Origin of the sequence: Nostoc sp. UHCC 0252 (genome assembly GCF_034931145.1) — a bacterium.
Classification (GTDB): domain Bacteria; phylum Cyanobacteriota; class Cyanobacteriia; order Cyanobacteriales; family Nostocaceae; genus Nostoc.
Genome location: NZ_JAYGHE010000009.1, coordinates 37,103 through 56,198 on the forward strand (window position 1 = coordinate 37,103; position 19,096 = coordinate 56,198).

At 42.9% G+C, this 19,096-nt stretch carries 17 protein-coding genes; 9 read left to right on the forward strand and 8 right to left on the reverse strand.

The annotated features are described in order from the left end of the window. Positions 1–151: 151 nt before the first annotated feature. A complete protein-coding gene (gene ssuE, locus VB732_RS08265; RefSeq protein WP_323230330.1) occupies positions 152–718 on the reverse strand; it encodes an NADPH-dependent FMN reductase in 567 nt (188 codons plus the stop codon). Positions 719–769: 51 nt separating this feature from the next. Next, positions 770–1,927: an FMNH2-dependent alkanesulfonate monooxygenase gene (gene ssuD, locus VB732_RS08270; RefSeq protein ID WP_323230331.1), complete on the reverse strand. Its 1,158-nt coding sequence runs from the start codon at positions 1,925–1,927 to the stop codon at positions 770–772. Between the two features lie 405 nt (positions 1,928–2,332). Between ssuD and VB732_RS08275 the strand changes: the two genes are divergently transcribed. Beyond that, on the forward strand, positions 2,333–2,866 hold the full coding sequence (locus tag VB732_RS08275; protein WP_323230332.1) for an MgtC/SapB family protein: 534 nt from the start codon (positions 2,333–2,335) through the stop codon (positions 2,864–2,866). A 168-nt stretch (positions 2,867–3,034) separates the two neighbouring features. Beyond that, entirely contained in the window at positions 3,035–3,529 is a 495-nt protein-coding gene (msrB, locus tag VB732_RS08280; RefSeq protein WP_323230333.1) for a peptide-methionine (R)-S-oxide reductase MsrB, read from the forward strand. A gap of 475 nt (positions 3,530–4,004) precedes the next feature. On the opposite strand, the gene mreD is transcribed toward msrB, so the two are convergent. The 3 genes from mreD to VB732_RS08295 all read right to left on the reverse strand — a co-directional run bounded on the left by mreD (position 4,005) and on the right by VB732_RS08295 (position 6,563). Further along, positions 4,005–4,622, reverse strand: coding sequence for a rod shape-determining protein MreD (gene mreD / locus VB732_RS08285; RefSeq protein ID WP_323230334.1), 618 nt, complete (start codon positions 4,620–4,622; stop codon positions 4,005–4,007). Between the two features lie 25 nt (positions 4,623–4,647). Then, on the reverse strand, positions 4,648–5,457 hold the full coding sequence (mreC, locus tag VB732_RS08290; protein WP_323230335.1) for a rod shape-determining protein MreC: 810 nt from the start codon (positions 5,455–5,457) through the stop codon (positions 4,648–4,650). Between the two features lie 98 nt (positions 5,458–5,555). Beyond that, positions 5,556–6,563: a rod shape-determining protein gene (locus tag VB732_RS08295; RefSeq protein WP_323230442.1), complete on the reverse strand. Its 1,008-nt coding sequence runs from the start codon at positions 6,561–6,563 to the stop codon at positions 5,556–5,558. A 363-nt stretch (positions 6,564–6,926) separates the two neighbouring features. Between VB732_RS08295 and VB732_RS08300 the strand changes: the two genes are divergently transcribed. After that, a complete protein-coding gene (locus VB732_RS08300; protein WP_323230336.1) occupies positions 6,927–7,289 on the forward strand; it encodes a single-stranded DNA-binding protein in 363 nt (120 codons plus the stop codon). A 215-nt stretch (positions 7,290–7,504) separates the two neighbouring features. Here VB732_RS08300 and VB732_RS08305 read toward each other — a convergent pair whose 3' ends face one another. Continuing rightward, a complete protein-coding gene (locus tag VB732_RS08305) occupies positions 7,505–8,245 on the reverse strand; it encodes an SIMPL domain-containing protein (RefSeq protein ID WP_323230338.1) in 741 nt (246 codons plus the stop codon). Between the two features lie 29 nt (positions 8,246–8,274). Between VB732_RS08305 and VB732_RS08310 the strand changes: the two genes are divergently transcribed. The 5 genes from VB732_RS08310 (at position 8,275) to murI (ending at position 15,837) form a co-directional block, all read left to right on the forward strand. Then, a complete protein-coding gene (locus VB732_RS08310; protein ID WP_323230339.1) occupies positions 8,275–8,475 on the forward strand; it encodes a hypothetical protein in 201 nt (66 codons plus the stop codon). Positions 8,476–8,673: 198 nt separating this feature from the next. Continuing rightward, positions 8,674–10,152: a cation:proton antiporter gene (locus VB732_RS08315; RefSeq protein ID WP_323230340.1), complete on the forward strand. Its 1,479-nt coding sequence runs from the start codon at positions 8,674–8,676 to the stop codon at positions 10,150–10,152. Between the two features lie 597 nt (positions 10,153–10,749). Further along, entirely contained in the window at positions 10,750–12,642 is a 1,893-nt protein-coding gene (locus VB732_RS08320) for an N-acetylmuramoyl-L-alanine amidase (protein WP_323230341.1), read from the forward strand. 310 nt (positions 12,643–12,952) lie between these two features. Then, entirely contained in the window at positions 12,953–14,845 is a 1,893-nt protein-coding gene (locus tag VB732_RS08325; RefSeq protein WP_323230342.1) for an N-acetylmuramoyl-L-alanine amidase, read from the forward strand. 125 nt (positions 14,846–14,970) lie between these two features. Next, positions 14,971–15,837 (forward strand): glutamate racemase, encoded by an 867-nt coding sequence (murI, locus tag VB732_RS08330; RefSeq protein ID WP_323230343.1) that lies wholly within the window; start codon positions 14,971–14,973, stop codon positions 15,835–15,837. 181 nt (positions 15,838–16,018) lie between these two features. Here the strand turns inward: murI and VB732_RS08335 are convergent, their stop codons facing one another. Then, positions 16,019–16,216 carry a hypothetical protein gene (locus VB732_RS08335; protein ID WP_323230344.1) on the reverse strand — a complete coding sequence of 66 codons (198 nt, stop codon included), beginning with the start codon at positions 16,214–16,216 and terminating at the stop codon, positions 16,019–16,021. Positions 16,217–17,275: 1,059 nt separating this feature from the next. On the opposite strand from VB732_RS08335, the gene sds reads away from it, so the two are divergent. Next, the gene (gene sds, locus VB732_RS08340; protein ID WP_323230345.1) at positions 17,276–18,247 is read left to right on the forward strand and encodes a solanesyl diphosphate synthase; all 972 of its coding nucleotides are present in this window, start codon (positions 17,276–17,278) and stop codon (positions 18,245–18,247) included. Between the two features lie 302 nt (positions 18,248–18,549). Here the strand turns inward: sds and VB732_RS08345 are convergent, their stop codons facing one another. After that, positions 18,550–19,023: a hypothetical protein gene (locus VB732_RS08345; RefSeq protein WP_323230346.1), complete on the reverse strand. Its 474-nt coding sequence runs from the start codon at positions 19,021–19,023 to the stop codon at positions 18,550–18,552. Positions 19,024–19,096 lie beyond the last annotated feature (73 nt).

Genomic DNA, 19,096 nt, shown 5'->3' on the forward strand with positions numbered 1-19,096 from the left:
TATGAGCGTAGTCTATAAATAATTTTATTTTTGCAATAAAAGTGCAATTTATGAAAGTAAAGTTATGTGGCTCTGATTAACTTGAAAAAAGTAACAGATGGGTAGAAATTACCCTTCTGCTACAATCAAACGGAGGTATAAACTTGATTATTTAATTGGCATGAACCAATTCTTGAGGGGCGGCGGCATCATAAGCCACAGCTTTAACAAATTCATTAAGGACATCTTTGAGTCTTTGGTCAATTTCCTCATCTAAGACGACGCTGTTATCAGCTTGTCGTTGAATTTGTTTGTCTACTGCATAAACAGTAGCTAAGATATGCCGCGCTCCTAATTCAGATAATACAGGTTTTAGAGCATATTCAATTGCCAATAAATGAGCGATCGTTCCACCAAGGGCAATTGGTAATACGGGTTTACCTGTCAATGATTTTTGTGGGAGCAAATCTAGAAATGTTTTCAGGACTCCTGTGTAAGCAGCTTTGTAAATGGGGGTGGCAATAATCACACCATCTGCCTTTGCTAATAAAGCTTTGGGCTGTTCTAACGCAGGGCTGTCGTATCTTCCAAAAACTAAATCTTCAGCAGGCAAATCCCGAACTGAAATAATGTCTACATGCAAGCCTTCTTGTTGTAAAAGCTTGGCGGTGTATTCGACCAAACCATAAGTTCTAGATGGATGGGTTGGACTACCTGCGATCGCTAAAATATTTGTCACTCAATTAAACTCCTATGTGTTAATGGGGAATGGGGAATAACCTAAACTTTACTAGGATATGGATGTGGCTTTCTCTTTATGCTGCTTAGGGAAATCTTCATTTGCTACAATCTCGCCAAATGGACTCAAGACGTGTTGCTTCTCTACTGCTGGCAGATTCTCTAAGGGAAAATGGGGAAATAGAAGTTCTGCTACTCGATAAGCTTCTTCTAGGTGGGGATAACCAGAGAGGATAAAGGACTCAATACCTAAATCTGCATATTCCAACATCCTCGCCGCTACAGTTTGGGGATCTCCTACTAAGGCTGTTCCCGCGCCACCTCGCACTAAACCGACTCCTGCCCAGAGGTTCGGACTAATCTCTAAAGCCTCACGATTCCCGTGGTGTAATTGAGTCATTCTTTGTTGCCCAACTGAGTCCATCCGGGCATAAGCTTTTTGAGCTTTAGCGATCGCTTCGTCATCTACATATTTAATCAAATCATTGGCTGCATCCCAAGCTGCACCCTCGGTTTCGCGCACAATCACATGCAAACGAATCCCAAACCGCAAAGTCCGGCCTTCTATTTCTGCAAGTCTGCGAACTAATGAAATCTTCTCGGCTACTTGCGCCGGTGGTTCGCCCCAAGTTAGATAAACATCTACGTGCTTGGCAGCAATTTTTTGAGCAACAGGAGAGGAACCGCCAAACCATAAAGGTGGATATGGCTTCTGAACAGGTGGAAACAGCAGCTTACCATCTTGAATATTGAGATAATCGCCCTGAAGATTGGCTTGTTCTCCACTAGCGAGCGATCGCCATACTGTCAAAAATTCATCTGTTAGTTCATAGCGGCGATCGTGATCCAAATGCAAGCCATCTCCCGCCAGTTCTACAGGATCGCCTCCTGTCACGACATTAATCAGCAAGCGTCCCCCAGAGAGGCGATCGAAAGTTGCCGCCATCCGCGCTGCAACTCCAGGTGATACCAAGCCGGGACGAATCGCTACTAAAAAACGCATCTGTCGTGTCAGTGATACTAGCGTTGACGCTACAATCCAAGCATCTTCGCAAGAACGTCCTGTGGGCAGTAATGCCCCTGTGTAACCAAGATCATCCACTGCTTGGGCTATCTGCCGCAGATAGGGAAAGCTTACTGCTCTACCACCTGTGGCAGTTGCAAGGTAACGTCCGTCGCCGTGGGTTGGGATGAACCATAGTAGCTGCATGAGTCCTGTCCTTAAAATACGGTAAAACGATACAAATACCGTACTTTATTTGTAGATTTTAGAGTATCACATATTCTACTTAAGGAAGCAAGAGTTATTTCAGAAACTCCGGTATTACTATCAGAGCTAAACGGTGCCGCTATCTTATCGACACCGGAGGCGATCGCAAAAATTGTGCATTGATATGGCTATTTTCCTGTCCTGTTCCTTCTGTCTGTAGGGAGAATACAACAATGGCAGATTTGTGTATATTAGTTTACTTATCCATAACCTTTTGTTAAATTTATCTTAATATACGTAGAACCTATTAACTTACTGTATTTAGGTTTTCAGTTATGAACGTGGGTAGTCAGTCCACTAACAATAGACGCAAAATTCCGTTCTGTCTCTAGGAGAAAAAAGACAATGGGGCCAATGTTCATTACTGCCAACGATTGGCCACACATAGCATTTAGATTGTCTTTAGCGCTCTTGGTTGGTTGCTTGATTGGATTTAACCGTCAGCAAGGAGGTAGACCAGCAGGGATGAGAACATTCATGCTCGTGAGTATGGGAGCAGCAATATTTGTCATGATTCCCTTGCAGGCTGAGGGCGAGAGTCCCTATGATGCTACTAATGCGCTGAGTCGGACAATTCAAGGTGTAGCTACCGGGATAGGATTTCTCGGAGCCGGATTGATTTTACAAGAGTCTCCTAGAAAATCTGCAACGCCAAAAGTAAAAGGTTTAACTACAGCCGCCTGTGTCTGGACTGCGGCGGGATTGGGGGCTGCGATTGGTTGTGGTCTGTGGCAAATGGGATTACTAGGAGGACTACTTACCCTCATTACCCTCAGTGGGGTAAAGCGCCTGAATCGCGCATTTGTATTTCTGACGAGTCGGGGAAAACAGGGAACTGCTCACGCTCTCACAACCACCTCTGATGAAGATGATGATTGACCCTTGTTATGCTCCAATTGAATAAAAAATAATTTGTTGTTTCTTAGCGAATTTTAATCAGTTTATCAAGGCTAACTCAGAGCGATCGCTGATTATAGTAATTAATGTAGGGAATTCCGTACTGGAGTTAATTGGCCAGTTAACTAAAAAATAGAAAATAATAGATATATGGACAAACGCTATTTTTTAGAGGCTAGTGCAGTAATAGTCGGCACAGCATTGCTATCAAGGTATATAAAGTGGGGGCCAAAAGAGATGACAACTTCTAAGAGTGGATTTGAAATTACCAAACCAGAAGAAGAGTGGCGCACGATTTTAACGCCAGAACAGTTTAATGTATTGCGTAAACACGGGACTGAACGCCCTCATACCAGCCCATTGGATAAAAAATACGACGATGGCACTTATTATTGTGCCGCATGTGAACTACCACTATTTACCTCTGATACCAAATTCAACAGTGGTACTGGATGGCCCAGCTTTTTTAAACCGATTGAAGGTGCGATCGCTTTTACTGTAGATCGGTCGTTATTTATGACCAGAACTGAAGTGCATTGTAGTCGCTGTGGTGGTCATCTGGGTCATGTTTTTGATGACGGCCCCGCACCCACTGGCAAACGCTACTGCATGAACGGTGTTTCGCTGAAATTTACTCCTGCTTAATAAGTTGCGGCACTGAATAGCCTGTTGTAAACCTCACACACCTAACCTAAATTATCAAATTTTAAGGCTTGACCAAGGGTGAATCAACTGTTGACAATAACTTCTCCTCATAAATGCTATTGGACGAAATATTGTCAATAAAAAAATACAACTCTTGGTCTTAGCTAAAGCTATTTACTTTAATCCTCCTATTGGTTTGGGTTATTTTTCTCCTTTTTGTCTTTGGGATCTTTTTTAGGTTTTTTAACTTCTTTATTACTTTTTCTTTCCTTCGACATCAGCGTTCTCCAACTAGGTTACTTAGTGAAAGCTTCTACATTCTGCCGTCAAAAAATCAGGAGGTGACTTACCTGATATTATTTGAATACAAAAAATAAAGCGTCAAACATAAATGCCACTAACTACCATGATACGGTGTTGGTTTGATTATCGGTGTCACTCCAAAATTTAAAATCCAAAATCCAAAATTGTTTGGCTATTGCTCCAACAATTTCATCCGTTGCCACCAACGATTCAAGGGATAATAGACCACAGGAGCCCACAGACTACTAAGAATGGCAGAAGCTAGAGCGACGCGCTGGTAATATGTCCAAATATCTGTCACCTTGCGCTCATTCCCTATCAAAGTTAATTGCAACCCAAAGATAGTTTCTGCCAAAACTGCCATTACAAAGACAATTACAGCAATCGAAATAAAATCTTCTTCAATAAAACGCTGTTTTTGGAGCAGACCAGTTAAAACTCCCACTATCCCTAAACTGAGGGCATGAGTCGGGTTAGGTGATGTCATTGAATCTTGAAGTAGCCCCAGAACTATACCTGCCAAGGCTCCGGCAAATACCGAGCGCTTCACACTCCAAGCTACCACCCAAATTAACAGCCAGTTAGGGCCAATTCCTAACAATTCCATACCTGGAAGGCGGGTTGGCAATAATAGTAAACATAACAGTACAGAAATAGCCGTCACTATCCACCCGACCAAGTATCGTACACCGGGATGCCAACGAGAAAGCGGCTGGATTTGAAACTTAGATTTTCGCTCCGACGATTTTGGCTTTTTCTGCCTGCTACTACTAAACGCAGGAATCTTCATTTTTTTATGTATTTTCTAGAAGAATTTACTTAGACTTTTGCGGCAGTTGATTTGCCGATTTTTCGTTTTCTAAATCTTGGTTTTCTGGCTTTGGATAAACTGTTACCCAATCAAGAGAGCGGATTGGCGGAAAAAGCTCAATTTTTGCCACCGATGCGGGAAGTTTCTTTAAATCAAGGGACTTAATTCGTCCTACTGCCAAGCCCGATGGAAATTTCTGACTATAAGTAGAGGTGGAAACTAAATCTCCTACCTTAACGTTTGGAACTTTTTCATAAAACTCCAGCACAGCTTCCGCCGAAGAATCTCCTCGCAAAACGCCTTTAGCTGCCGTGCGACTAACTGATACACCTACTTGACTCTTGAGGTCACTGATTAATAATACTCGGCTAGTATTAGGAGTTACACTCTCCACCAAACCCACTAGTCCGCCATCTGCCTTGACTATGAAGCCTTCCTGAATCCCTGTATTTGCGCCGCGATTCAGAGTAACTTGTTGCCACCACTGGTCAGCACCACGTCCTATCACCCGGGCTGGAACTGGCCGTGATGCCAGTGGCTCTTTTTCCACATAGCCTAATAAATCTTGTAGCTTTGTCTTCTGACTTTCCAAATCTACTATACGGGTTTGCAATTCCATTATCCGGGCATCTCTAATCCGTTCTTCTGGAGTTGGCCCTGAATGCAACATCTCTAATGGACGGGTAATTGCTTGATATGTCTCAAGCACCAATTCACCTTGAGTCTGCCGCAATATCCAAGCACTACCAACTACTAAAGCTAACAAGCCGATTTGTAAACCTTTGCGATCCCACCAACGCCGTATTGTAACCATATATACCTTACTTACTTAAAGAATTAAGTTCTATTTGGATTCTCTTTATATAGAACCCAAATAGAACTCAAATAGAACTCAAGTATGATATTTTTTTGTTACATATTGCGAGAGCTTTCCATAACAACTCGTTCTAACTGCTTGAAGTTCTCTAACACTCGACCTGTTCCCAGCACAACACAACAAAGGGGGTCGGCGGCAATGTGGGTAACAATCCCCGTTTCATGACTAATTAAGGTATCTATGCCTTTAAGCAAAGCACCACCGCCAGCTAGCATAATACCTCTATCAATAATGTCTGCTGCTAGTTCTGGAGGTGTACGTTCCAGTGTCCGCTTCACAGCTTCTATAATTACTGATAGCGGTTCCAACATACTTTCACGGATTTCTGGGCCTTTGATAGTTACAGTTCGCGGTAGACCAGAAAGCAGGTGTAAGCCTCGGATTTCCATCATGGCTTCATTATCATCATGGGTAGGATACGCAGAACCAAGGCGAATCTTGATGTCTTCGGCAGTCCGTTCACCAATAACTAAGTTATGAACTTTCTTAATATACTGAATGATTGAATCAGTCAATTCATCCCCAGCAATGCGTACTGATTCACTGATTACCGTGCCCTGAAGACTCAGCACCGCGACTTCTGTTGTACCACCACCAATATCGATGATCATGTTGCCTGTAGGTTCAGCAACCGGTAGTCCTGCACCAATGGCCGCAGCTACAGGTTCATCGATTAAATAAACTTTTCTTGCTCCTGCTTGGTGAGCCGCATCCATCACAGCCCGCCTTTCTACACCCGTGACTCCACTGGGAATACCAATGACAATTCGGGGTAAAATGAGAGATTTGCCTTCATTTACGCGCTGAATAAAGCTTTTCAGCATCAACTCGGCTATATCGAAATCAGCAATTACACCATCTCGCAAGGGGCGGAGGGCAATCACATTTCCAGGTGTGCGGCCGAGCATTTTTTTGGCTTCTTCTCCTACTGCTAGGGCTACCTTTTCGTTGACATCGATAGCAACTACAGAAGGCTCTTGCAATACAATTCCTTTACCAGATACATAAACCAGGGTGTTAGCAGTACCGAGGTCGATACCCATATCCCATGATGTGCGAAAGTTCCTAAAAATACCCACGCGTCTATAAGCCCCCTATGTGCGATACTTCTTGACTACAACGGTAAGAGTAGATTCGATTATGTTTATATCCTGAGTTCAGTAAACTAAACTAATTTTTTATATGATTCCCAGGAATATTTGCGATGTCTCAGTCATCTATGTTTTGATATTCTCTGGTTTGCTTAGTATATCAGTATACTTTTATGTGTTTCTCCAAGTAGTTATGTATAATTTTTCAAGTCAACTATATTGTTAACTGTTTAACACATTATTTTCAAGTGTTTCACAATTCGCTATGATGAAAGTCAGAATTCACAAGTACACTTGTACTGAAAGGTAAAACCTATGAGTATCAATATTGTCACCCTTGTTGGCCGTGTAGGCGGCGACCCAGATATAAAATATTTTGAGTCTGGTAGTGTGAAGTGTAGATTGACACTAGCGGTAAAAAGGCGATCGCGCAACAGCGATGAACCTGACTGGTTCACGCTGGAACTATGGGACAAAACGGCTGAAGTAGCAGGTAATTATGTGCGTAAGGGCAGCTTAATTGGCATCAAAGGTTCCTTAAAGTTTGACACATGGAGCGATCGCCAAACAGGAGCAAACCGATCTTCACCAGTTATTAGAGTAGACCAACTGGAATTATTAGGCTCTAAGCGAGATGGAGAGGGCGGTGCAGGAGATATGTCTTCGGAACATTTTTAATTAATTGGGAATTGGGAATTGGGAATTGATTATTAGTCCTTTGCCCTCACAAATGACAAAGGACTAATCCCGGATTTCTCACCACACCTCGAATGGAGGAGTAATGAGTAGTGAGTAAGGAGTAATGAGTAAAATTCTTAACTTATTACTTATTACTCATTACTTATTACTTATACGCAAAGCAGCTTGTGAGAAATACGGGTAATGACAAATGACTAATAACTAATTTGCAACGTTACCGATGCTTCTACTTCCTGTTCACCACCAACGATAGGAGTTGAAGAATCAGCTACCTTGGCAGCTTCAGCGCGTAAAAACATGGGTGGTGGAGGCGCACTGGCATTATTAACTTGAATCCTGACTATTTCTTTGGATTTGAAACCCAAAGCGCTGAAAACAGCATCAGCTTGCTGCCGGGCATCTTGGGTGGCTTCTTTTAATGCTTGTTTTTGAGCAGCTGCGATCGCTTCATCATTCGCAACAAAGCTAATACCATTAATTTGTGTTGCACCCGCTTTCACAGCATCATCCAATAATGTCCCAGCTTTTTCGGTAGGAATACGAAAACTCACGGTGTTATTGGCAGCATAGCCTGTAATCCTTTGCACATTATTAGTGTAGCTGTAGACTGGATTCAGCCGGATACCAGTAGTTTGTAATTTTTCGACATTTTGGCTCTTGAGGAACGCAACTACAGCCGATGATCTTCGGGCGGCTTCTTGCTGTACCTCCTGTGCTGTTTTTCCCTGAATCTCCACTCCTAAACTGACTTGTGCCAAGGTTGTAGGAATCGTTTCAACTCCGCGACCACTAACACTAAGGGTTCGCCACATTTTATCTTTTTCTTGCGCCAATGCAGGCAGTGTAAAAGTTGTACATACTAGCAGAGCTAAAGGCAGTATTTTCCACAAGTTTCCAGATGGAAACTGAGAACCGGATAAAGTGGCTCTAGTCATAAAATTTGCACTCCTCAAAATATCCACAGATGTTTTTAATAAACGTATGTAGCAATCTTCTGGTGGTTGTTGAGTTTCAACAGCCACCACAAGTTTTTCACAACTTTAGTGCGATCGCTAGATACGATTTGTATGTTCTTACTTTGACACTGCGATCGTCAAAAGCTGAAATGGTTACATTTTTTGAAACTAAAAAAATTACACCAACATTTTTAAAGATTTTGTCATGATGGCGAATTAATTACCGACTTCGACTTACTGCGACTTTCTAAACTATCTGTAGCCCAGGTTTGCGAAGTTTTCTGATAGCGCTTGATGGAGTGGAGAAATGGCACAAACTAAGCTTTTGAACCTGCCAATAGCTTCTTTACAGATAAACGTTTTTCAGAAACACGTCAAAATCAAAGAGAAGGATTTTCACGGAACCCATGTATTTGTTAAATCCAATCAACTTCTCTTTTCCTCTGCTGGCTACGGCAACAGAAGCCGCAGACAGTTCAATGGTAGTAGCAGCAGTGTTACTAAGCTTAGTAGTAGTTTATCTCGCCAGCAAAGTTGGTGGAGAGTTATCAAACCGAGTGGGTTTGCCGCCTGTCTTAGGCGAACTATTAGGTGGTGTAGTAGTGGGCATTTCTGTTTTCCACCTTTTAGTGTTTCCAGAAGGCAGCACAGACAGTTCTAACTCTTTGATCATGTCCTTCCTGCAAATCACTGCTGGTTTAAGCCCTGAAGCCACTCCAGCAGTGTTTGCAGCGCAGTCTGAGGTGGTTTCGGTTTTAGCAGAATTGGGTGTGATCATCCTGCTGTTTGAAATCGGCTTGGAGTCGAATTTAAAAGAATTAATGGCAGTTGGTATCCAAGCCACCGTTGTAGCAGTGGTTGGGGTAGTAGTACCCTTTACTGCTGGTACTGTGGGACTGATGACTTTATTTGGTATTGGTGCTGTACCGGCAATTTTTGCAGGGGCGGCTTTGACTGCCACTAGTATCGGTATTACTTCCAAGGTGCTGTCAGAGTTGGGGCGACTCAATTCTAAAGAAGGACAGATTATTTTGGGTGCTGCTGTAATTGACGATGTTTTAGGAATCATCGTTTTGGCGGTAGTTGCCAGCCTAGCTAAAGATGGCGTGGTGGATGTCAGCAAAGTCATTTATTTGATTATCAGCGCCAGTGGTTTTATTTTGGGAGCAATCTTACTAGGCAATGTTTTCAATAAATCCTTTGTAGCGATCGCTGATCAACTCAAAACACGCGGTGGACTGGTAATACCAGCATTTATCTTTGCCTTTGCTATGGCATACCTTGCTGCCGTCATCCACTTAGAAGCGATTTTGGGAGCTTTTGCGGCGGGTTTAGTTCTAGAAGAGACAGATAAGCGCAAAGAACTGCAAAGGCAAGTCTGCCCTATTGCCGATATGTTAGTGCCAATTTTCTTTGTGACTGTTGGGGCAAAAACCGATTTGGGAGTTCTAAACCCAGCAATTCCCGATAATCGAGAAGGTCTAATTATGGCAACTTTCCTGATTTTAGTAGCCATTCTCGGTAAAGTAATCACAGGCTTAAGCGTGTTTGGTCAACCGGAAATCAACCGTTTAGCGATCGGTGTGGGGATGATTCCCAGAGGGGAAGTTGGACTAGTGTTTGCTGGTGTCGGCGCAGCCAGTGGCGCTCTCTCGAAACCATTAGGAGCGGCAATCATTATGATGGTTATCTTGACAACCTTTTTAGCTCCTCCTTTGTTACGATTTGTATTTCCAGATCCCAAAACTGTGGATGCAGGCCCAGAGCAACTGGTTTTAGATGGTTCCTCTGGAAACTCGTTGTTAATTGAACCACTTGAGGCAAGGATATCAGCATCAAATGATAGTGACAGTTTGGAAGTAACTCCAGAATCTAGCGATCGCTAATTAAATTCTTGGGTAAATTATCACTGAGTTTTGAGTTATTTTCGCTCAAAACTCAGTAGTCTAAATTCAGTACTATCACTGGGCTTTGAAGATTCTGCAATTATGCAGTGGAAACTTCTCTTACTAAATTTCCGTCCCATCTGATTGTAGAATAATCGTCTGTTTATAATTTCTACCAGCTTTTGGAATGTTATTTATTTTCAGTCTCCCTTGGCTTGTGGGTCTTTATCTGAATATTTTCCAGATAATTGGGGAGTAACACCCATAAATCTTGCTAGATCGTCTGACAGTAATGGGAATTATCTACTTAGTGCATTGATGGCAAAAAACAAAAAACAGTTATCAGTGAACGGTTATCAGTTATTAGTTTTCTAGCTGTCTTTGAAAGTTAGAGTTTCTACCTCTGAGGTGGATAATTTCACATGGGAATTTAAACCCAATTATGAAACCTGATAACTCTTTTAAGTGTGTGTTTATACCAGCTTCAAAAATCAAAAAAAGGCATCAAAGGTCAAGTTTAAGTGGTGACGGCGTGATGATTTCCCAATGAGTTGAGATATTAACGGCTCGGATGAACATGAATTAGGAGAAAGAACTGTGAAATTACACTGGTTACTACCCAGCACTATTGGAACTATCTTCATGCTATCGTCGCCTGCAATGGCTGCGAAGCTTGAATCGTGGCGCTTTGATGCTAATCAAAACAGGCTGGAAATTAATACTGTAGGAGCAGTTCAACCCCAAGCACAATTAATTTTCAACCCGACTCGGTTGGTAATCGACTTGCCAGGAACTACATTTGGTCGTCCACAAATAACTCAACAGGTTGGGGGTGGAATTCGCTCGATTCGCATTGGGCAGTTTGATACAGAAACAACGCGCATAGTTGTCGAACTGGCTCCTGGTTATACTTTAGACCCAAAACGAGTCCAATTTGTTGGGACAACTGGCGATCGCTGGACGGTGCAATTACCTAGACCAGAAGTTGATAAAGTAGCTTCATCTCCTGCTTTATCTCCCAGAAGTGCTTATACTGTTGTCACCCCAGATTCTAAGCCGCAACCTAGTATTTCAAGGGTTGCCACTACTACACGAGGGACAACGCAAATTGAGGGCTTGACAGTAACAGGCGATGGGTTGTTCGTCCGCACCAGTGGAGGTAATCCTCCGATTCAGGTAGTTCGTAGCCGCGATCGCGCTACCATTTTCATGGATATCTCTGGCGCATCTTTATCACCACGTCTAGCGCAGCAGAATAATATACCTGTTAACAAACATGGTGTTAGCCGCGTCGAATTCACCCAAATCCAAAACCAAACTCCTAGTGTCCGCTTGACTTTGCGGGTAGACAAAAATAGCCCAGACTGGGGAGCAAGTAATAGTAACAGTGGCGGTTTGGTGGTTCTGCCTAGTCGCGTTGTGAGATTGCCTGGAAATAATAATTCAGATAATCAGTCAGAACCCGTTTCCCTTCCTAGCAGACCATCTGCCAACAACTCGCCAGCAACAATTGAGTCTGTGCAACTGGCTGATAATGGCACACAACTGCTAATTAGAGCCGACCAAACTTTATCTGCGACGGGAACCTGGGATAGAACTTCCGGTTTGTTTCGCCTGACAATTCCCAATGCCAAGTTAGCTCCCAGAGTTACAGGCCCTACTTTTGCCCCCAATAGCCCCATTCTCCGGGTACGCCTGCAACCGCAAGAACCCAACACAGTCGTTGTCTTAGTTCAACCGGCAGCCGGAGTGCAATTTGGGCAACCCCGGAAAATTAGCGAACAGCTTTTGGCTTTACCAATACAAGGCTCTCGTCGAATTGTTGCAGTCCCCCCCGCAAAACCCCGCTTTGCTTTACCTGGGCTACCACCGCCAAACCGTGGGCCATTCCCAGACCCAAACAATCCCAATCCTCAGCCCCCAAAACAACCGCAGCGTCCAGTTAGCAAGGGGCGAGTGGTAGTCCTCATTGACCCCGGACATGGCGGTAAAGACCCCGGAGCAGTAGGTCTGGGAGGACTACGCGAAAAAGATGTGATTTTGCCTATTAGCAAAAGAATTGCTCAGGTTTTGCAGCAAAATGGCGTACAAGTAGTTATGACGCGAGATTCTGACTATTTCGTTACCCTTCCGGGACGGGTGCAATTAGCAGAGCGGGCAAATGCCGATGTTTTTGTTAGCATTCACGCTAATGCAGTCGGCCCGGGTCGTTCGGATGTCAGTGGCTTGGAAACATATTATTACGATAGTGGTTTGGGTCTAGCTCGCACTGTGCATAACAGTATTCTCCAAAGCGTAAATATCAAAGATAGAAGAGTGCGGCGAGCCAGATTTTTTGTTCTCAGAAAAAGTTCTATGCCTTCTATCCTCGTAGAAACAGGTTATTTGACTGGTCGAGATGATAACGCTAAACTCAGAAGCTCTGCTTACCAAAATCAAATGGCAGATGCGATCGCTCGTGGTATCCTTCAGTATCTAAAGAGAAGATAAGTAATTTAGTCAAAATTTTGAGTAAATATATCTAATCTTTACCTTTTTTCTCCAATTTAGTAGTACAACAATTTCAGTATTCTTGCGGCGGGACAAGAGAAGCTTCTTTGTTATTGTCATCTGATGCTTTGCAAGTTTAATTTATCTAAGCTAATGGCATGGCAAAATCAGAGGAGCGTGCTATATTTTACGCCATTAGCTGTGTCTTAATGACAGCATAATACTCAAGTGTATGCGGTGATGGTGTGAGGATTTGCCAATATGTTGAGATGTTAACGGCTCCCATGAATATGAATCAGGAGAAAAGACTGTGAAATTACGCTGGTTACTATCCAGTACTATTGGAACTATCTTCATGCTATCGTCGCCAGCAATGGCCGCGACACTGGAATCTTGGCGTTTTGATGTCAATCAAAACAAGCTGGAATTTAATACTGTAGGGAATGTTCAACCCCAAGCACAATTAATTTTTAACCCCACTCGCTTGGTAATTGATTTGCCAGGAACCACGTTTGGCCGTCCTCAACTAACGCAGCAGGTAGGCGGTGCAATTCGCGCTATCCGTATTGGGCAGTTTGACGAACAAACAACGCGCATAGTCGTTGAAATGACTCCTGGTTATACTTTAGACCCCAAGAGAGTACAATTTGTTGGTAGAACTGGCGATCGTTGGACGGTGCAATTACCTACGCCAGAAGCCGAAAATGTCCCTTCAACAAATACTGGTGGGCAACAAGAACAAGCTCTAGCAACAGAACCTTCACTGAGAACATCTCCATCACCGTTCTCCCCAAGAAATATTTATAACGTAGTAACAACACCCTCTGTTGTTAATCCACCAAAAAATGGAATGCTTGCCGCCAGGGTTACTCAAATAGAGAACCTACAAGTCACAGGCGATGGTTTTTTTATTCGTACCAATGGTGGTAATCCTCAAATCCAGGTAAATCGTAGCAACGATCAAAGGGCAATTAACATCGACATTGCCAGCGCTACTTTATCACCAAATCTAGAACAACGCGATTTGTCAATTAATCGCTTTGGTGTCAGCCGTATTCAGTTCAGCCAACTACAAACAAGCCCATCTGTTGTTCGCATGACTTTACAGGTGGACGAAAATAGCCAAAATTGGCGAGCAACTAATAGTAACAGTAGTGGTTTTGTGCTTCTGCCCAGTCGTGGCATTGCCCAGTTACCTGGAGGTAATAGTCCACGCCCCATACCATCTAGTACAGCAACTATCGAATCTGTGCAACTGGCTAATAACGGTACACAACTATTGATTAGAGCCAACCAAGCTTTATCTGCTACAGGAGGCTGGGATAGAACTTCTGGTCTGTACCGTATTACTATCAATAACGCTCGATTAGCTCCTAAAGTTACAGGCCCGACTTTTAATCCTAATAGCCCTATCCTGCGAGTCCGCCTGCAACCACAAGAATCTAATACTGTCGTCGTCTTAGTTCAACCAGCAGCCGGAGTGCAAATTGGCGAACTCAATCAGGTTGGCGACGAACTTTTGGCTCTAGAATTACGACCCTCTGGTAGCATCACCCCCCCGGTTCTTTTACCTCCTCTATCATCGTCAAACCAAGGTCAATTTCCAAACCCCATAGATAATCCCCGTCCTATATCACAGCCACAGCCGCGCCCATCGGTTCCCAAAGGAAAATTATTAGTAGTTATTGACCCAGGACATGGTGGAAAAGACCCAGGTGCTCCTGGTCTGGGTGGACTGTTAGAAAAGGATGTAGTCTTGCCTATTGGTAGAAGGGTAGCAGCAATTTTAGAGCAAAATGGTGTACAAGCAGTACTTACGCGGGACGCTGATTTTTTCGTAGAACTTCAGGGACGGGTAGATATCGCCGAGCGAGTTAATGCGACTTTGTTTGTCAGCATTCACGCTAATTCGGTTGATCGTCGTCCTGATGTGAATGGCTTAGAAGTGTATTATTACGATAGCGGTTATGCTTTGGCTGAAGCAGTTCGGAATAGCATCCTCCAGAACATCGGTACAATCAAAGACCGGGGAACCCGCAAAGCCAGATTCTACGTTCTCAGGAAAAGCTCTATGCCCTCGATTTTAGTAGAAGCAGGCTATATGTCTGGTCGAGAAGACAATCCTAGATTGGGAACGCCAGAGTATCAAAATCAGATGGCAGATGCGATCGCTCGTGGTATCCTAAAATATTTGCAGCGTTAATTATAGAACTTACTATTAAAAGGTGGTATTTAGATTCCTTTGGCAGGCAGAATTTAGTGGTCAATTAGTGCATTGTCTGCTAAATTCTGTATTTTAAATCCCAAAACCTAAATTAATATCCGCCTGTGTATTCATCTTCGATCTTTGAAGCGAATCTTGACGATTTTTCGGCTCTTGAACCCCAACGTGCCCCAATTGGCATCTTTGACAGTGGTGTGGGTGGATTGACGGTACTGCGCCAACTATATCGGCAACTCCCCAATGAATCAATTATTTACTTTGGGGATACAGCTAGACTTCCTTACGGAATTCGTTCACAAGCAGAAATTTTAAAATTTACGCGCGAAATTCTTACCTGGCTACAACAGCAGCAGGTAAAAATGGTAATTATGGCTTGCAACACCAGTTCTGCCCTGGCCCTTGAAACCGTGCGTCAAGAATTCAACATACCCATCTTGGGAGTAATTCTACCAGGTGCTAAAGCTGCGGTGCAGGAAGGAAAGCGGATTGGTGTAATTGCCACTCCAGCTACCGCAAAAAGTAATGCTTATAAACACGCCATAATCGAAATTGCTCCTGATGTCCAAGTCTGGCAAGTTGGATGTCCTGAGTTTGTACCACTGATTGAGCAAAACCGGATTCATGACCCCTACACTGCTGAAGTGGCACGAGCCTACCTAGAACCTTTAATAGAGCAGGAAATTGACACCTTAGTTCACGGCTGTACCCATTATCCCCACCTTACACCAGTATTGCGATCGCTTCTTCCCCCTCAAGTCAAGCTAGTTGACCCAGCCGTTCATGTCGTGGCAGCTTGTGCCCAAGAGTTAGACTTGCTAGGCTTAAAAAATACCCACCTCCCACTGCCAACTCGCTTCGCTGTTAGCGGTTGTCCACAACAATTTTCCCAGTCAGGAGTGCAGTGGCTAGGCTATACCCCAATGGTTGAAGAAGTTTGCTTCACTGATACCGCTATTTCCCAACTTCAATAGACCTCTTGCAAAAGTCAAAAAATCAAGAATGTCATTCTGAACGGAACGCAGTGAGGAGAAGAATCTCACTACTCTGTTTAACCCCGCTCAACATGACAGTTTAAGCATTTATGCAAGAGGTCTAATAAAACTAATTTGTCCTTCGTCTTTAAATCAAAGACAAAGGACAAATGACTACTGACTACTGACTATTAACAGCCTCAGTCACCTTTGTCCTTACCGATATCTCCTGTTTATGTTTTCCTTCGGCAGATGAAGAGAAACTTTTCGGAACAGCTTTTGTACCTGTTCGTTTTGCCAATGCCAATAATAGGTAGACTGTGAACAAATATCCAGACGCTAAAATAAAAATCATCATAGGTATACTTCCGTGAATCATTGTTCTACCAGCACCTTTTCAAACGAATACAAAATTCCATCAAATTAGTAGAACCTCAGCAATTAAGTACGTACTTGATTGCTAGAGTTTCCTATGGTAAAATTACCTATAGAGATAAGATTCTCTACGGACAAAGAATTTATTGTCTAATGCGACTTCTTGCAGACCATAGATCCACAGCAGCTAGATTACCGTTTAGCAACCTAAGACTACGATTCTCAGCGATCTACTTGATCTGCGTTATTTTTACTCACACTGCTGTGAAAAGAGCAATGCTTGCGCTCAACGTGCGCTGAAGACGTGTAGCGGCTTCCCATAGGGATATTGCATAGCTCCAAGCCAGGAGTTTTGCATATCGTAGGAAAAACCAAGAGAATAATTCCCTTAATTCTAAGCTACGACTAATTATTTTAGACCCACATCACCGATGCAGTAAAATCACCTAGTAAGTGACTTACTTTTGGGGTGTGAATATCTGAAAAATTTAAAATTCCTACATTTTAGCGTAACACAACGATTCTGAATTTGAAGCCTACCCAAAGGCTAAATTTCAAATTTTTTGAAAAGCTACACTTCAGTTCTGAAGAAATTTAGTTTTATCCATTGGCGGTTTAATTTAAATTATAGCCATTTTGTCAATAAGTAATACTGCTTGAATTTTGCTTTTATCTGTGGCGGTAAACGTGTACTGGGAAACTACTTAGAGTACTCCAAGTAAAAAAATGCTCAATTGTCATTGCGAGCGTTCGCGGAGCGTCTCGTAGAGAAGCGCTCGCAATGACAGGTTTTAGATCATTTATTTTTTGGAACACTCTTAATATAATTTAGGCTTATCTTTGTTTTCATATACTGAGAAGTCATGTTTTAAGTTAGTTTAAAACGAACACTCCAAAATTAAGCATAATTGCTTATTGACAAAAGCATTAGCAACCTTAATTATCACCGATAGACTCATAAAAATGAGATTACCTGATGAAAACTTTGCGCTGGCACAGCGTTATCTTAAAATGAGTGTAGGATATGTAAACTTTCGTAACCTAAGTCAGAGTCCGCCCATCCATGACCCCAGCCACCTCCCTGTTTACCCCTGTGGAAGCAGACCTGCGACTACTAGCAGATAACCTAAAACAGCTAGTTGGAAATCGCCACCCCATTTTGTTTGCAGCAGCCGAACATTTATTCGGAGCTGGGGGAAAGCGTATCAGACCAGCTATTGTCCTGCTGATATCGCGGGCAACAATGTTAGATCAAGACATTACACCACGTCATCGCCGCCTAGCTGAGATTACAGAAATGATTCACACAGCAAGCTTGGTACATGACGATGTGGTAGACGAATCAGACGTGCGGCGAGGCGTTCCTACCGTTCATAGTTTGTTCGGTAATCGCATTGCCATATTAGCAGGAGATTTTCTTTTTGCCCAATCTTCCTGGTATTTAGCAAACTTGGACAATTTGGAGGTGGTGAAACTCCTCTCAGAAGTAATTATGGATCTGGCTACCGGAGAGATCCAACAAGGACTAAATCGTTTTGATGCTGGTATCTCTATTGAAACTTACATCCAAAAGAGTTATTACAAAACAGCTTCATTAATTGCCAACAGTTCTAAAGCTGCTGGGTTACTTAGTGAAGTTTCGCGGGAAATTGTTGAGCATTTATATAGCTACGGTCGTCATTTTGGCATAGCATTTCAAATTGTTGACGACATTCTAGATTTCACTAGTACAACAGATACCTTGGGTAAACCAGTGGGGTCTGATCTCAAAAGTGGTAATCTGACTGCACCAGTCTTATTTGCTTTAGCGGAAAAACCATCCTTGGAAGTGCTGATTGACCGGGAGTTTGCTCAAGATGGAGATTTAGAGCAAGCACTAGCACTAATTCAAGATAGTCAAGGCATACAGCAGGCGCGAGAGTTAGCTGCTCACCATGCTAAGTTGGCAATTGAACATCTTGCAGTTCTCCCACCCTCAGAATCTCACCAGGCACTGATCAACATCGCTGAGTACACACTGAGTCGCCTTTATTAAACCATTCACCAGTTAACAGGTAAAAAATAGGTTTTAAACCCCAAATTAAACCTACCACCTGTTCTTAGGCGACAATAATTGGCTAAGTGATCAGCTAAATTCTGAAAAATGTTCACTGATAACTGTTTGTTAACCAATTTTAGATTAGTCAGAAAATTAAGCCGATCGCCTGGTTCTTTAAAGAACTAAAAAGGTGGTTATTGGGATTAATTTTTTTTCATCAAAAACTTTTTCAAACAAATTTGAGACTCAAAATTTGGGATGTGGGATTGTATCTAAAAAATCCTACATCCCAAATTTTTCTATGCAATATCAGGGGGTATCTGTTTAGGCGATCGCAGCTGTCGCAACTCTTTCTGCATACGTTTCTCTAGATCGGTTCGCCGAATTTCGACGGTATGAGTGGTCTTACCCGGCGTTTCCAAAAAAACGATACTATCTACGGGTTCTAATGCCACCAATTGGAACAAAATATGGGTGACAGGAGTAATTTTAGCTAGCATTTGAGGGTCAAGCCCAGCAGTGGAAATTAGAGAGACATCCTGTATGGTAGGGAAAGCGTAAATAACTCGCTTTTCCAATCCTGGATTAGCACGATTGCTCAAAGTAGTTAAAACCCAGCTTGCCTCCGAGTTTTGGAGAATATAGTACTGGGAGTGACGTAATTTTTGAGCGATCGCTCTAAGGGCAGGAGCAATTGCTGCAATCAGATTTGGTGTTATACCATCGCGGGGTGCATTGTCAATCAGCAATTGAATTTGTGCTTCTAAATCCATAATTACTTGTATACGGCTCCTGGGTAATGGCAATAAAATCTATCAAAGTGTGAACAATCCCATCCAAGTTGGG